Origin of the sequence: Xanthomonas sontii, assembly GCF_040529055.1 — a bacterium.
Classification (GTDB): Bacteria; Pseudomonadota; Gammaproteobacteria; order Xanthomonadales; family Xanthomonadaceae; genus Xanthomonas_A; species Xanthomonas_A sontii.
Genome location: NZ_CP132342.1, coordinates 232,235 through 247,337 on the forward strand (window position 1 = coordinate 232,235; position 15,103 = coordinate 247,337).

The following is a 15,103-nucleotide window of genomic DNA, read 5'->3' on the forward strand; positions in this document are numbered from 1 at the left end:
CATGACCGATGAAGCCCAGCGCCAGCGTGTCCTCGACAGCTACCACATCGTCGACAGCCTGCCCGAGGACGCCTACCAGGACATCGTGCAGATCGCCGCCGCCCTGTGCGACACCCCGATCGCGCTGCTGTCGCTGGTGGATCGCGACCGGCAATGGTTCAAGGCGCGGATGGGCCTGGAGGTGCCGCAGACCGAGCGCAGCCAGGCGGTGTGCGACCACGCGATCCGTGAGCCCAAGCAACTGATGGAAGTGCCCGACCTCGCCGACGACCCGCGGTTCGCCGACATCTCCGTGGTCCGCGGCGACATCGGCGCGCGCTTCTATGCCGGCATGCCGCTGGTGACCGACGAGGGCATCGCCTTGGGCACCGTGTGCGTACTGGACACCACGCCGCGCGAACTCAAGGACGCCCAGCGCGACGGCCTGCGCGCGCTGGCGCGCACAGCCATGCGCCTGCTCGACGCGCGCCGGGATGCGCTGCAGCGTCAACGCGAGGCGCTCCTGCAAGCGCACCCGGTTGGCGACAACACGGACTCCGGCACCGGCGGCCGCTACCGGGTGGTGATCCTGGAAGTGCAGGAACTGGCCGCGCTGGCCGAGCGGCAGAGCGAACGCCTGCTGGGCAGCAGCCTGCAGCAACTCGACCGCACCCTGGCCAGCTACGTGCAGGACGACGGCGCCGCCGACAGTGTGGACCGGGCGACCGACAGCGCGGAATTCATCGTCATGCTGCACGGCGCCGACGCCGAGCAGAAGCTGCGCGGCCTGCGCGAGATCGCCGCGCGGCAGCAGGCGCTTGGGCTGACCGTGCTGGTCGGCGACGCCCAGGCCACACGGGCGGACGAGCCGATCGGGCAGGTGTTCCTGCGCGCCGAGGCCGCGCTCAGCGCGGAGAAGGACCGCCAGCGACCGCAGCAGTCGGCCTGACCTGCGGGCGGATCGCCGACCGGCGACCGCCGGCGCACGTGGCGCGCTGCCGCCCCAGCTCCCTGATCCGCAGCGGGCAAGCACCTACGCGCACCGGCCTTGGCGGCGCGCTGAACGCCCAGCCGCCCCACTCTGGGCGAGCGGCGCCAACCATTCTGCAGATGACGTGCTCCGGCTGACCCGGCGACGAGCAGCCACGCCACCCCAGCGGCCCCGTTCTTGCATGCCCCCAGGCGTCGCGGTCCCTCACCGGTACGAGCCGGGCGGCGCGCGGCCGCCAGGGCAGGATCGGGTGGGCCACGCACCGGATCCGGCCGCGCGCCCCCGTCTCCGCTTCGGTCGTTTACCATGCCGCACGCATCCTGCTCTGGACCCGACATGAGCCATGCCGCTCCTCCCTGTTGCACCCCGCTGCTGAGCCTGTCGCTCGGCCTGTTGCTGGGCACCGCCGACACCGCCATGGCGGAGGCCGCGCCCGCGACCACGCTGACCGCGCCGGCACCGCCGCCGCAGACGCCCGACCTGGCCTACCCGGAACTGTTCCAGGCGGTGCAGCAGCAGGAACTGTTCGACGACCAGAAGCACTTCGTCGACGCGCTGCCGCTGCGCGACCCGGCGCTGATCAACGCCGACTATCTGGCGCAGCGCCAACAGCCCGGTTTCGACCTGCGCCGTTTCGTCGCCGCCAACTTCGAGGAATCCGGCCCGGTGCAGACCGAGGCGATCCGTCAGGACACCGGCCTGCGCGAGCACATCGACGCGCTGTGGCCGCTGCTGGTGCGCCGCCAGGTCGACGTGCCGCCCTACAGCAGCCTGCTGTCGCTGCCGCACCCCTACGTGGTGCCGGGCGGGCGCTTCCGCGAGGTCTACTACTGGGATTCCTACTTCACCATGCTCGGCCTGGTGGAGAGCGGCGAGCACGAACGCAGCCGGCAGATGCTGGACAACTTCGCCTACCTGATCGACACCTACGGGCACATCCCCAACGGCAACCGCACCTACTACCTGAGCCGCTCGCAACCGCCGTTCTTCTCGCACATGGTGCAGTTGCAGGCCAAGGTGGAGGGCGATGCCGCCTACGCGCGCTACCTGCCGCAGTTGCAGAAGGAATACGCGTACTGGATGGAAGGCGCGCAGACCCTGGCCCCGGGCAGCGCGCATGCGCACGTGGTGCGGCTGGCCGACGGCAGCCTGCTCAACCGCTATTGGGACGCCCGCGACACGCCGCGCCCGGAAGCCTGGCTGCACGACGTGCGCACCGCCGCCGAGGCCAAGGACCGCCCCGCCGCCGAGGTCTACCGCGACCTGCGCGCCGGCGCCGAGAGCGGCTGGGACTATTCCAGCCGCTGGCTCGGCGACCGCAAGACCCTGGCCAGCATCCGCACCACCGCCATCGTCCCGGTCGACCTGAACAGCCTGCTCTACCACCTGGAGAGCACCCTGGCCCTGGCCTGCGCCAAGAACCCCGGCGCGGCCGGCTGCGATACCGACTACGCGGCCCTGGCCAGCGCGCGCAAGACCGCGATCGACAAGCACCTGTGGAGCGATGCCGGCTACTACGCCGACTACGACTGGCAGCAGCGCCGGCTGCGCGACCAGGTCACCGCCGCGGCGCTTTACCCGCTGTTCGTCGGGGTCGCCTCGCCGGCACGGGCCAAGCGCAGCGCCGACACCGTGCAGGCGCAGTTGCTGCGCCCCGGCGGCGTGGCGACCACGCGCCTGCACACCGGCCAGCAGTGGGACGAACCCAACGGCTGGGCGCCGCTGCAGTGGATCGCCGTGGACGGCCTGCGCCGCTACGGCCAGGACGCGCTGGCGCAGCGCATCGGCAGCCGCTTCCTGGCGCGGGTGCAGGCGCTGTTCGCGCAGCAGCACAAGCTGGTGGAGAAGTACGGCGTGGACGCGCAGGCCAAGGGCGGCGGCGGCGGCGAGTACGCGCTGCAGGACGGCTTCGGCTGGACCAATGGCGTGACCCTGTTGCTGCTGGATCTGTACGCGGCGCCGGCCGCGGCGCCGACAGCGCCGCACGCGCAAGCGACGACCGAAGCCGAGGCGGAGGCCGTCGCGCTCTGAGCCGCCGCGGGCGGCACCGCGGCCACGCCGCGTCCGCCTGCGCCCCCGTCGACGCCGGCGGTGGGCGCCGCCGCTATTGCGCGGGCGTCTCCACGGCCCTCCCCATCGCGATGCGGTAGCGCTGGTACAGCGCCATCACCTTGTCGATGTACGCGCGGGTCTCCGCGTACGGCGGCACGCCGCCGTAGCGCGCCACCGTGCCGATGCCGGCGTTGTAGGCCGCCGCGGCCAGCACCCGATCGCCGGCGTAGCGGCGCAGCAACGCACGCATGTAGCGGGCGCCGCCGTCGATGGACTGGTCGGCCGCGAACGGATCGCGCACGCCGTACTCCCTGGCGACCTCGGGCAACAGTTGCATCACCCCCTGCGCGCCCTTGGGCGAGACCGCGGCGGCATCGAAGCCGCTCTCGGCATGCGCGATCGCGCGCAGCCACGGCTCGTCGACCCCGGTGGCGCGCGCCGCGGCGCGGAACTGTTTGGCATGCGCCTGCAGTTGCGGCGCCCCGAGCTTGCCCAGCCCGGGATGCGCCACCTCTCCCGGCGGCGTGACCGCAGTGAAGCGCAGATACGGCCGCGAGCCCGGCAGATTGCGCGTGGAGTAGACCAGTTGCCCGTCCTGCTCGCGCTCGTACAGGGTGCCGCTGAACACGCCCAGGTTGCCCCACAGATTGGGCGTAGCGATCGCCGCATCGTCCAGTTCCCTGGGGGTGCAGCGCGAACCCGGTTCCGGCGCGGTAGCCAGGCTGACCGTGCCGTCGCGCACGCAGCGGTACACCGTGCGCGCTGCCGCGTCGGCGACGACGCCACAACACAGCAGCAGGCACAGCACGGCACGGGCAAGCGGCATCGGCGACACGCTCGGATGGGATGGGCGCGCATCATCGCGCAGCGCGCGTGGACGCAGGTGACGGCCTGTCGCCCGGCGCTGTTTCCGACACGGGTCTGGGTAGGAGCGGCTTCAGCCGCGACCAGGCTCCTGCACACCACGATGGCACCAGACTCCACGCGTCGGGACTGAAGTCCCTCCCACAGGGGCATGCGGCACGCTGGCTGGAACATCGTGGGCGGGTCGTTGGTCCCGATTGCTTCAGCGGCCGGATAGCGCACCGCCTTCGCTCGTCGCGCCTGAAGCCGTTCCTACAAGAACGTGCAGCACACGGTCTGGGCGCACTGTGGGAGGGACTTCAGTCCCGACTGCTGCCAAGGTCGAATCGCTCGCGGCCTCCGCTCTTCGCGATTCAAGCAGCGACGACCATTGCATGCGTCCTCCGACCTGCACGCCCGCCTACGGCGCACACGCCGCCAGCTTCTGATCGGCGTACCACAGCGCGCGCCGCGCCAGATCGTAGGCGCTGTCGGCCTCGCGCGGCAGCAGTTGCTGCGCGCGGATCGGGTCGGCGCCCTTGGCCATGGCGGTTTCCACCTGCAGCAGCGCATCCAGGTGCTGCTGCACCGGCGCCAGCAGGCGCGCGCGCTGCGCCGCCGGGCAGGCGCCGCGGCGTTGCTGCAGGTCGGCCAGGGCCTGGCGAATCCGCCGGCTGGCTTCGCCATCCAACCCGGGCGCCTTTTCGAAGGCGATCGGCGCGGCCTTGTAGGCATCGCCGGTGGCCTCGCTGCCGAGGTCGCTGGCGCGCTCGTGCAGCGCCGGATTGAACCGCACGTCCGGCGGCGGCCGCGCCACCGCCGACTGATGGGTGTTCTTGGGCAACAGCTGCTTGATCGCCCGGTCGATGCCCTGCACGGCGACGTCGCCGAGGGTGCCGTCGCTGGCCCAATCCTTGTCGAAGCGGGTGGACCGGTAGTCGATCGGGTTGGGCCGTTCGAGCAGGCGCTTGGACTTGGCCACGTCGCGCGGATTGAGCGTGCCCGGCGGCGTGCCCTGCGCCTGCGCGAACGGATCCACCGCCACCCCATCCGGCAGGCGCGGATGGCCATCGCCGGTGTACAGCGTCGCCGCCATGCCGGTCGCGGCCGCGGCGGGCGTGCTCGGCGTCTGCGAGGGCGAAGACGGCGGCGCGGCGGCGCCGCGCGGCGGCCGTGCCCCGGCCGGCATGCGCGCGTCCACGGCCGGCGCGCGCGCGGACGCCGGCGACGGGGCCGGAACACGCTGCGCGGTCTGCCGCGGCAGGAACACCAGGCGCAGCGCATCCTCGGCCACGGCACGCGGCGGCGCCGACGGCGTGCCCCACAGCAGGCGTCCCAGCAAGGCCAGAATCATCGCCGTCGCCAGTGCCGCCCACAGCTGCAGCCATCGGTCTTGCGCAGGAAGGGGGGTCACGACGGTCGAGGATCCATGGGCAAGCGGCGAGGACGAATGTGGGGGACGGACCGGTACAGCGTGCCGCGAGTTCCGTTGCCGGCGCGTGCCGCCGCGCGCGGCAAGCGGCAACATGGCGTCACCGGCGCCCGCCCGGTGCACGCAAGGCCTTGTCGCGTCAGGGATTGCGTCGGTGCATGCGCAAAACGGTTAAGGTGACGCGCACCGTCGGCGCGACAGCCGGCGTACAGCCAACGGGCACCGACGCCCACCCTGCTGCAGGAGAACCGCATGATCCGACGCCTGGCCGCCTGCCTGCTCGGCGCCGCGCTGGCGCTGCCCGCACACGCCGCGCCCTCGCACCTGGACAGCGTCCTTCGCGATGGCGTGCTGCGCGTGTGCACCACCGGCGACTACGCGCCCTATAGCCGCCTGCGCCGCGACGGCACCTACGACGGCATCGACATCGCCCTGGCGCAATCGCTGGCCGAGAGCCTGGAGGTCAAGCTGCAGTGGGTGCCCACGCGCTGGCCGACCCTGCTGCCGGACCTGCTCGCCGACCGCTGCGACATCGCCGTCGGCGGTATCTCGGCGTCGCTGTCGCGGCAGCGCCAGGCCTGGTTCAGTGCCGTGCTGGAGGTCGACGGCAAGATCCCGCTGGTGCGCTGCGCCGACCGCACGCGCTACCGCACCATCGCCCAGATCGACCGGCCCGAAGTGCGGGTGATCGAACCGCGCGGCGGCACCAACGAGGCGTTCGCCCGCCGCGAACTGCCGCATGCGCAACTGATCCTGTCCGACGACAACCCCACCATCTTCCGCGACCTGCGCGAGGGCCGCGCCGACGTCATGATCACCGACGCCTCCGAAGCGCGCTTCCAGCAGCGCCAGGTGCCCGGCCTGTGCGCGGTGGCGCCGGAGCGGCCGCTGCAGTACAGCGAGAAGGCGTTCCTGCTGCCGCGCGACGACATGGCCTGGAAGGCCTACGTCGACCAGTGGCTGCACCTGAGCAAGGCCAGCGGCGCCTATGCGCGGATCGTGGCCGCGTGGTTGGGCGATCCGGAGACAACGCGCTAGGCCTCCCGCCTGCCCGCGCGCAGCCGCTATGCTGCCGCGGCCGGCGGCGTTCGCCCCGGCATGGGGACCAATAAGGAGAGAGCATGAGACTGCAATGGAAAACGCTCGCGCTGGTGAGCGTGATGTTGCTGGCCACCGGCTGCGCGACCAACAGCGTGGTGCACCAGAGCTACAAGGCGACCACCGCCGAAACCTACTGGTACCAGCTCACCGGCAACGACGACACCGATGCCGAGAGCCTGGCCATGTTCCGCCGTCAGCTCGACGCGCAACTGGACGCGGCGCACCTGCACGGCACGCAGGGCCAGGCCAATGCGCGCAAGATGACCATCGTCATCGATCACTACTACATGCGCAGCAACGGTGCGCGCTTCTGGGCCGGCATCATGGCCGGGCGCGACAAGATCAAGAGCCGCGTCACCGTCGCCGATGCCAACGGCAAGACCGCCGCGCAGTTCGACGTGGAATCGACCAACAGCACCGCCTGGGGCACCTCCGAAGGCCTGATCGAGCGCCACGCGCAGGAGATCGTCGCGCGGCTCAAGCAACTGCAGTAGTACGTGCCGCCCGTGCAGGACGGCACCGGTCCTGCACGGGCGCCGAAGCGCACCAACGCGCTGCCTGCAGCACCTCGAATCGCTTGATCCGGCGACACGCAAGCCGGATGCGGCTTGCTCTGTAGGAGTCAAGTGTCATGCAGCCGCGACGCGCGATGTGGTGTGCGTTCCGATGGCGCAATGCGTCGGGACTGAAGTCCCTCCCACGGTGCACCCGGCGGGCTCGCCGCAAGCCCCTGTGGGAGCGACTTCGGTCGGGACGAAGCTTTCCCGGTAACGCGCGTAGCGGCTGACGCCGCCCCTACGGGACGTGCCTCGGAGTGATGAGAGAGGCCCTTGGTCGATCAAGCAGCACGTCAGATGCACAAGGCGGCGCGCGCAGTGCCGGTACCGCTCAGCCGGCCAGGCCCAGCTGTTCGGCCAGGTCGCTGCGCGGCGACCGCCCGTACAGCCGGCTGTACTCGCGACTGAACTGCGACGGGCTCTGGTAGCCGACGCGGTAGCCGGCCGCACCCACGTCCATGCGTTCGACCACCATCAGCCGCCGCGCCTCGCGCAGGCGCAACTGCTTCTGGTACTGCAGCGGCGTCATCGCCGCGACCGCGCTGAAATGGTGGTGCAGCGAGGACACGCTCATGTTGACCTGGCGCGCCAGGTCCTCGATCCGCAGCGGCTCGGCATAGTGCTGGCGCAGCCAGGCGATGGCCTTGGCGATGCGGTTGCTGGGGCTGTCCTCCTGGGCGATGCGCAGCAGGTTCGGCCCGCACGGCCCGACCAGCAGGCGATACAGGATCTCCTGCTCGATCAGCGGCGCCATCGCCGCGATGTCCGCCGGGCGTTCCAGCAACCGCAGCATGCGCAGCGTCGCGTCCAGCAGGTCCGGGCAGGCGGTGTTGACCGAGACCCCGCGCGGGCGCTCGGCGCCCACCTGCGGCGGCAACGGAATGCGCTCGAGCAGTTCGCGCAGCCGGTCCGGCCGGATCGACATGCCCACGCCCAGCAGCGGCTGTTCCGGGCTGGCCTGGGTGATGCGCGAGACCACCGGAAGATCCAGCGTCACCAGCAGAAAGGTGCCCACGCCGTAGTGGTACTCCTCGTTGCCCAGGGTCAGGGATTTCTCGCCCTGCAGCACCAGCGCGAAGACCGGCCATTGCGCGGTATGCGTCTTCGGCGACGGCGCGGAGCGGTAGGAACAGAAGAAGCCGTCGATGGCGGTGTCGTGGTCGCCATCGGGGACGGCCAATCGGGCAACCAGGGCGGCCATTTCCTGGTAACGGTGGGCGAGCGCGGTCATCGGCAAGGGCGCCGTAGCGTGCGGAGGGGGAAGGCAAGCTTGCACGATGCTGCGCCGGCGCGGACCACGGCGCGACGCGGCTTGCAGGATCGTACAAGAATTCCGTTGGATCGCGCTAACGCGCCCGCGGCGCGGGCCAGCATCCTGTGTCGGCCGGTTCCCGCACCGGCGCCGTCCCGGAACGCCCGCCCCCGCCCGCCTGTTCCGGCCGTTCGGCCCTGTCCCTTCCCCCATGCCCCTCGTCGCGCTGCCGCGTCGCCGCCAGCGTGCCATGCGGGCGACGCAGACCGCAGGAGAGACCGATGCATCCCCATACCGAAGCCCTGGAAATCGCCACGTTCCGCCTGCTCGACTGCACCTGGCGCACCTTCCTGCGCGCCAATGCCGAGGTCGATGCCTGGCTGCAGTGCCAGCCCGGCTTCCGCTCGCGGCGCATCGCCCGCCGCCGCGATGGCAGCGTGGTCGACATGGTGCTGTGGGACAGCGTCGCGCACGGCACCGCCTCGGCACGACGGCTGATGCGCGAACTGCAGGGCGCGGCGATCCACGCCCTGATCGATCCGGACACGGTGTCGTGGGACATCGCCGCGGTCCAGCACGTCAGCGGCGAGGAAGGCGACACCGCGGAAGACGCCGCCGAGGCCGACAGCCTCGCGGCGTGACCTGCGCGGCCGGCGCCGCGCGCGGCTGGCTCAGACCCAGCCGCGCCGGCGGAACCAGGCCAGCGGCAGCAGCATGCTCAGCGCGATCACACCCAGCGCCCAGTAGTAGGCGTCGTGCCATTTCAGCTCGGGCATGTGCGCGAAGTTCATGCCCCAGATGCCGACCAGCACCGTCGGCGGGATGCCCACCACCGAGGCCACCGCCATCACCTTCATCACGTTGTTCTGGTCGACGTTGATCATGCCCAGCACGCTGTCGAGCAGGAACTCGATGCGGTCGTTCAACTGCTGCTCGAACTCGCTCAGCGTGACCAGGTCCTTGTGCAGCAGGCCGATGCGCTTGGCCGCGTCCTCGCCGAACCAGTCCGGCGCCGCATCGTCCAGATAGGTGGCCAGGCGCAGCAGGCCGTGGCCGGCGTTGTGCATGCCGCCCAGGCGCCGGCCCATGTCGCCGACGTCGTGCAGCATCCGCTCCAGGTGCCGCGACTTGTGCCGCGCATGCGGCCGGTCGAACGCCACCCGCGTGGTCTCAGTGATCTGCGCCTCCAGCGCCTCCAGGCGATCGGCCAGGCGCCCGACCAATTGATCGAGCAGACGCAGCAGCAGGTCGTCGCTGCTACGACAGGGGCTGTGCTGCAACTGCGCGGCCACCGCGTCCAGCGAGGCCATCGGCTGCTCGCGCTGGGTCACCAGCACCCGCGGCGACACCGCGAAACCGAGCGGCGCGGTCGGCCCGTCCTCGTCCTGGAAGCGCGGCACGTTGAGGAACAGCACCTCGCCTTCCATCCGCACCCGGCTGCTGAACTCGATCTCGCCGATGGCCGCGCGCGTCGGCACCGCGAAACCGACCTTCTCGTCGACCTCGGCCAGCTCCGCCTCGCTCGGCCGGCACAGGTCCACCCAGCACACCGGCGTATCGGAGGTACCGCCGAGGCGATGGATGGTGATCATCGGGACAGGCTCGCGCAGGAAAGGCCGCGAGCATCCGTCAGCGCGCGCGGAGCGTCAACGCCGGCCGCGCGCACCGGTTCAGGCGCTGCGGCGCTTCAACGCGTAGCCCACGCCCAGCAGCAGGAACCACACCGGGCTGGCGAACAGCGCCTGGCGGGTGTCGGCCTGCAGGGTCAGCAGCGCCAGCACGAAGGCGAAGAACGCCAGGCACACGTAGCACATGACCACCCCGCCAGGCATCTTGAACGCGGAGGCCGCATGCAGCTGCGGGCGCTTGCGCCGGTAGGCGATGTAGGCGCACAGGATCAGCGACCAGACGAACATGAACAGCACCGCGGCCAGGGTGGTGACCAGGGTGAAGGCGGTGACCAGGTTCGGGATCAGGTACATCAGCACGGTGCCGCCGAGCAGGCATGCGCAGGAGAACAGCAGCCCGCGCGCCGGCACCGCCGCGCGCGAGAGCCGGGCGAAGCCGCGCGGCGCGTGGCGCTCCTCGGCCAGGCCGTAGAGCATGCGGCTGGTGGAGAAGATGCCGCTGTTGGCCGAGGACGTGGCCGAGGTCAACACCACGAAGTTGATCAGGCTGGCCGCGGCCGGCACGCCGGCCAGCACGAACAGCTCCACGAACGGGCTCTTGCCCGGCACCACCTCGCGCCACGGCGTCACCGCCATGATCGCGACCAGCGCCAGCACGTAGAACACCAGGATGCGCACCGGGATCGAGTTGATCGCCTTGGGCAGGTTGCGGCGCGGGTCGGCGGTCTCGGCGGCGGTGGTGCCGACCAGTTCGATGCCGACGAAGGCGAACACCGCGATCTGGAACCCGGCGAAGAACCCGCCCAGCCCCATCGGGAACATGCCGCCGTCGTTCCACAGGTTGGCCAGCGAGGCCACGTGCCCGGACGGCGACTGGAAGCCCCAGGCGACCAGCCCGGCGCCGGTGAGGATCAGCGCGCAGATCGCCACGATCTTGATCAGCGCGAACCAGAATTCCATTTCGCCGAACAACTTCACCGTCACCAGGTTCAGCCCCAGCAGCAACAGCACGCACAGCATCGCCGGGATCCACGGCGCCAGCGTCGGGAACCAGAACTGCGCGTAGGCGGCGATCGCGATCACGTCGGCGATGGCGGTGATGATCCAGCAGAACCAGTAGGTCCAGCCGCAGAAGAACCCGGCCCAGGGCCCCAGCAGATCGGTGGAGAAGTCGATGAACGACTTGTACTCCAGGTTAGACAGCAGCAGCTCGCCCATCGCGCGCATCACGAAGAACAGCATCACGCCGATGATCAGGTACACGAACAGGATCGACGGCCCAGCCAGGCTGATGGTCTTGCCCGAGCCCATGAACAGGCCGGTGCCGATCGCTCCGCCGATCGCGATCAACTGCAGGTGGCGGTTGGACAGGCTGCGCTGCAGGTGGTCGGGCTGGGCGGACGGATCGGTCATGGGCGCAGGCCATCGCGAGGGATTAGCCTGCAAACATAGAAGATGGCGGCAGCGCGCGCCAGCCAGGCGTGCGCCGGGTGGCGCCCGCGGCGGCGCGGACGACGCCGCAGGCCGCCGGGACGCCGAGCGCCGCCGACTCAGGCCAGCGCGCCGCCCTGGCCGATCGCGACGAAGCTGAAATCGCGATCGGACTGGTTGCCGCCGCCATCGCCTGTCTTCAGCAGCACCTGGCCCGCGTCCAGGCGGATGATCACCGCGTTGTCGCAGGTGCTGCCGTCACCCGGGTAGATCTGGGTGACCGAGACGCCGTCCAGCGCCTGGAACGGCGGCTGGAAGCTCACCAGGTAGTGGCCGGTGCTCACATGCGCCACCGTGTACCCCGCGCCGTTGCGGACCGCACCGTCCGCGCCGACCACGCCTGCCACCACCCGCACACCCGCCGCGCCCGTATGGGCGGCGGCGTCGAGCAACTGCCCCATCGCATTGTTCGTCATGCCGTTCTCCGATCTTGATAAGGAAAGTCCGATGGCGCGGCAACCGCTGCGCTCCCTCGCGGCCACGCGCCGCTGCCCTGCCTCGTCCGTGAGCCGGCAGCATCGCCGCGCTGCGTGGGCGGCCGTGTCGGCGATTTCCTGATCGGCGCCGGTGCGGCGACCGAGATCGGCTCAGGCGGCCGCGCTCACACCAATTTGGTGCGCCGCCACCACCGCGTGACCTTCTCCTCGCGCACCAGGGTGAATAGCCCGGCGCCCAGGATCAGCGCGATACCCACCGCCATCGGCCAGTCCAAGTGATCGTGGAACAGCCAGTAGCCGAAGCCGATCGCCCACAGCATCTGGCTGTACTGGGTCGGCGCCACCGCGCTGATCGGCGCCGACCGCGAGGCGTACATCATGAAGATCGCGGCCAGGCCGGCGAGCAGGCCGTAGCCGGCCAGCAGGATCCATTGCTGCCAGGTCGGCCAGACGAAGGTCGGCAGCATCAGCAGGCCGCCCATCAGCAGCGGGCCGAGCACGCCGGCGCCGTACAGGGTCAGGCGCTTCTCGCCGGGCCCGGCCATGCGCAGGCTGATCACCGAAACCGCCCCGACCAAGCCGCAGACGATCGCCGCGACATGGCCCTGGCCCAGGTGCCGGAAGCCCGGCCGCAGCACCACCAGCACCCCGATGAAGCCGACGATCACCGCAAGCCAGCGCCGCCAGCGCACCTCCTCCTTGAGCAGCAGCACCGACAGCACGGTGACGAAGATCGGCATCAGGAAGATCAGCGCGAACGCCTCGGCCATCGGCAGCAAGGTGAACGCAGTGACCGCGGACAGATTGCCGGCCGCGCCGGTGAACGCGCGCAGCAGCCAGATGCTGGGCCGCTGCGCCACCACCACTTCGCGCCAGCGATCGCCCGGCTTCTTCAGGAACGGCAGCGCGGCGAGCATCAGCAGCGCCCCGAAGAACACCACCTCGTAGGCCGGCAGCGACCCCTCCAGCCCCTTCACGAAGGCGTCGCTTATCGAGTAGGCGGCGTAACAGGCGAAACCGAGCAGCACACCCTTGAGCATCATGAGCCTCTTGCGATCGAACGACGGCCCATACCGGGCACACGGGAACTGGCGCCCATTATGCGGGGGGAACGGAAGCAGCGACCGCGCGAACCGTCCAAGACACAACAAATTCTTAAGCAATGCGTTGCTATAAGCCTCAGCGCAACCAAGGGTGCGCTCGCGGTTGCATCCAGGGAGCGGGAGTTGCCTCCGTGTCAGGACGACGCGAACCCAAGACCGCCTCGTCGGCCTCCCTGCTGCCTTGAACCCGATCGCAACGCGTCCGTTGCATGCAGCCAGAGACCGCCCGATGCCATCACTGTCACGTTGTCTGCCTTTCCTCCTTGCGGCAAGCCTGATCGGCTGCCAACCGTCCGCGCAAACCACGCCGGCCGACCACGCCGCCAACGGCGGCACGGACTCGCCCTCCCCTGCTGCAGCGACCACCAAGGCGCCCGCTTCGCCGGCGGCGTCGCTTTCAGGGGAGGCATCCCTGCAACCCTTGCTCAAGCCGGGAGACCAGATACTCGCCTTCAAACAGCACGACCTGACCGGCAACGGCGGGACCGATGCCGTCGCCATCGTCCGCCACGCCAATGCCGATGCATCAGGCAATACCTGCGAGCTGCTGGTCCTGCAACAGGCGAATGCGGCATGGAACGTGGCCGACCGTAGCCCGCAAGCGGTCGACTGCCTCTACAACGATGTGGCGCGCAACGCGAAGCGCCTGGACGACAACCTGAGCCTGAAGCCGCAGGAAATCGTCTACGTCAACCAGCAGACGCGCAGCAATGTCACCTACACGTTGAAGTACGACCCGGCCAAGAAAGCCTGGTATCTGGCGGAAGCGAGCAGCACGGCACCGGCAGAGAATCCGCAGAGCGGCGCGATGGACGTCTTCCGCGGAACCGCCAGCTATCCGGCGGACTTCGCATGGACCCCGATCTCGCAGATCGATCCAGAAAAACTGCAGGACGCCATGGACAAGCACCGCGCCGTCGTCCAGTAATTGATTCCAAGGAGAGAACCATGCCCCGTTTCAACGAAAGCTCGGCACTGCTGCTCAAGACTGCGGTCGATTCCGGCATCACCTCGCCGACGGAACTGGCCAACCTGATGGGAAACGCCGCCGTCGAAACCGGCCACTTTCGGCGCATGCACGAGAACCTGGGCTATACCTCGGCCGACAGCGTGATCGCCGCGGTCTCCTCGGCCGATGACCGCTTCACCCGCAAGCAGGTGGAGGACGCCGTCGCCAGCCGCGATCCGCAGCGCATTGCCACCGTGATGTACGAAAACCGCGCCGATCTCGGCAATACCGAACCCGGCGACGGCTGGCGGTTTCATGGCCGCGGCTATCTGCAGTACACCGGCCGCGACAACTACGAGCGCTACGGCCAGCGCTTCAATGTCGATCTCGCCAAGAACCCGGACCTGGCGGCCGAACCGCAGACGGCGGCCAATCTCGCGGTGGCGTATTGGCGGGATCGCGTGCCGGAGAACCTGCGCGACAACGCCCGTGCAGCGGGCCGCATCATCAATGGTGGCGACAACGGTGCCAACGAACGCGTGCAGGCCGCGAACCAATGGGCCCAGACCATCACGCCCGAACTGGTCGCCGACATCCAGAGCGGCAAGGTCTCGCTGCAGCAGTTGGCCAGCATGGGTGGGGATGAGCGCAACCAGCAAACCCGGGCACTGCAGGAACAGTTGGCTGAGCTGGGCTACCATGGCGCCGACGGCAAGCCGTTGAAGCCGGATGGCGACTTCGGACGCAATACGCGCCATGCCCTGAAAGAGTTTCAGCGCGCGCATGGCCTGGATGACGATGCCGTGGTCGGACGCGACACACGGACGGCCCTGGCCGAGGCCAAGCGTTCGCCGCTGGTCTCCGAAGCCACACACGCCGACCATCCGTTCTTCAACGCGTTGCGCGAACGCATGCCCCGCGCCACCGACGCGCAAGTCGCGCACACCTTGCAAGCGGCCAAGGCCGAGGGCATCCAGGGCCCGCAGCAACTGCAGGCGGTCACGGTGCAGGACAAGGTTGCGTTCGTCGCCGGCAACACACCAGGATTTCGTACGCGTGTCGATCTGGACCAGGCGCCGACGCTGCAGGAAAGCACCCGCCAGGTGGATGCGCAGAATCAACAGCGCGATCAAGCATTGCAGCAGCCAGCCCCGCAGCAGGAACCTGCGCAGGCACGCGGTGGCATGGCGCATTGAGCGAAGCTGCCGCGTTGCTCGCGCAGCGCGCGGCACGTCGGTCCCGGTGGGATGTGCACCGGAGAGCAAAGCGCTTCTGCCGGAGTAGCGCT

Annotated in this window: 14 protein-coding genes; 7 read left to right on the plus strand and 7 right to left on the minus strand. The window is 69.9% G+C overall.

Annotated elements, in window-relative coordinates:
- Position 1 precedes the first annotated feature (1 nt).
- Positions 2-928 (plus strand): GAF domain-containing protein, encoded by a 927-nt coding sequence (locus RAB70_RS01040; RefSeq protein ID WP_017910581.1) that lies wholly within the window; start codon positions 2-4, stop codon positions 926-928.
- 378 nt (positions 929-1,306) lie between these two features.
- Positions 1,307-3,001 carry an alpha,alpha-trehalase TreA gene (gene treA / locus RAB70_RS01045; protein ID WP_148829875.1) on the plus strand — a complete coding sequence of 565 codons (1,695 nt, stop codon included), beginning with the start codon at positions 1,307-1,309 and terminating at the stop codon, positions 2,999-3,001.
- 73 nt (positions 3,002-3,074) lie between these two features.
- Here the strand turns inward: treA and RAB70_RS01050 are convergent, their stop codons facing one another.
- Both RAB70_RS01050 and RAB70_RS01055 read right to left on the minus strand, forming a co-directional pair.
- Positions 3,075-3,848 carry a lytic transglycosylase domain-containing protein gene (locus RAB70_RS01050; RefSeq protein WP_148829874.1) on the minus strand — a complete coding sequence of 258 codons (774 nt, stop codon included), beginning with the start codon at positions 3,846-3,848 and terminating at the stop codon, positions 3,075-3,077.
- A 438-nt stretch (positions 3,849-4,286) separates the two neighbouring features.
- Positions 4,287-5,219, minus strand: a complete 933-nt coding sequence (locus tag RAB70_RS01055; protein WP_408068867.1) for a hypothetical protein — start codon at positions 5,217-5,219, stop codon at positions 4,287-4,289.
- Positions 5,220-5,549: 330 nt separating this feature from the next.
- Between RAB70_RS01055 and RAB70_RS01060 the strand changes: the two genes are divergently transcribed.
- Positions 5,550-6,335, plus strand: coding sequence for a transporter substrate-binding domain-containing protein (locus RAB70_RS01060; protein WP_148829873.1), 786 nt, complete (start codon positions 5,550-5,552; stop codon positions 6,333-6,335).
- Positions 6,336-6,418: 83 nt separating this feature from the next.
- Positions 6,419-6,892, plus strand: coding sequence for a DUF4410 domain-containing protein (locus RAB70_RS01065; RefSeq protein WP_017915737.1), 474 nt, complete (start codon positions 6,419-6,421; stop codon positions 6,890-6,892).
- Between the two features lie 394 nt (positions 6,893-7,286).
- On the opposite strand, the gene RAB70_RS01070 is transcribed toward RAB70_RS01065, so the two are convergent.
- Positions 7,287-8,186, minus strand: coding sequence for an AraC family transcriptional regulator (locus RAB70_RS01070; protein ID WP_265530875.1), 900 nt, complete (start codon positions 8,184-8,186; stop codon positions 7,287-7,289).
- Between the two features lie 302 nt (positions 8,187-8,488).
- Between RAB70_RS01070 and RAB70_RS01075 the strand changes: the two genes are divergently transcribed.
- On the plus strand, positions 8,489-8,848 hold the full coding sequence (locus RAB70_RS01075) for a hypothetical protein (protein ID WP_265530876.1): 360 nt from the start codon (positions 8,489-8,491) through the stop codon (positions 8,846-8,848).
- A 30-nt stretch (positions 8,849-8,878) separates the two neighbouring features.
- Here RAB70_RS01075 and RAB70_RS01080 read toward each other — a convergent pair whose 3' ends face one another.
- The 4 genes from RAB70_RS01080 to RAB70_RS01095 form a co-directional block, all read right to left on the minus strand.
- Positions 8,879-9,799 (minus strand): CorA family divalent cation transporter, encoded by a 921-nt coding sequence (locus tag RAB70_RS01080; protein ID WP_148827961.1) that lies wholly within the window; start codon positions 9,797-9,799, stop codon positions 8,879-8,881.
- 78 nt (positions 9,800-9,877) lie between these two features.
- Positions 9,878-11,248, minus strand: a complete 1,371-nt coding sequence (gene cycA, locus RAB70_RS01085) for a D-serine/D-alanine/glycine transporter (protein WP_010340292.1) — start codon at positions 11,246-11,248, stop codon at positions 9,878-9,880.
- A 137-nt stretch (positions 11,249-11,385) separates the two neighbouring features.
- The gene (locus tag RAB70_RS01090; protein WP_148827960.1) at positions 11,386-11,742 is read right to left on the minus strand and encodes a hypothetical protein; all 357 of its coding nucleotides are present in this window, start codon (positions 11,740-11,742) and stop codon (positions 11,386-11,388) included.
- A 185-nt stretch (positions 11,743-11,927) separates the two neighbouring features.
- A complete protein-coding gene (locus RAB70_RS01095; protein ID WP_026143535.1) occupies positions 11,928-12,803 on the minus strand; it encodes a DMT family transporter in 876 nt (291 codons plus the stop codon).
- Between the two features lie 292 nt (positions 12,804-13,095).
- Between RAB70_RS01095 and RAB70_RS01100 the strand changes: the two genes are divergently transcribed.
- Positions 13,096-13,794: a hypothetical protein gene (locus tag RAB70_RS01100; protein ID WP_225851558.1), complete on the plus strand. Its 699-nt coding sequence runs from the start codon at positions 13,096-13,098 to the stop codon at positions 13,792-13,794.
- Positions 13,719-15,011 carry a peptidoglycan-binding protein gene (locus RAB70_RS01105; RefSeq protein ID WP_148827959.1) on the plus strand — a complete coding sequence of 431 codons (1,293 nt, stop codon included), beginning with the start codon at positions 13,719-13,721 and terminating at the stop codon, positions 15,009-15,011. The genes RAB70_RS01100 and RAB70_RS01105 overlap by 76 nt, the downstream gene beginning before the upstream one ends.
- Positions 15,012-15,103 lie beyond the last annotated feature (92 nt).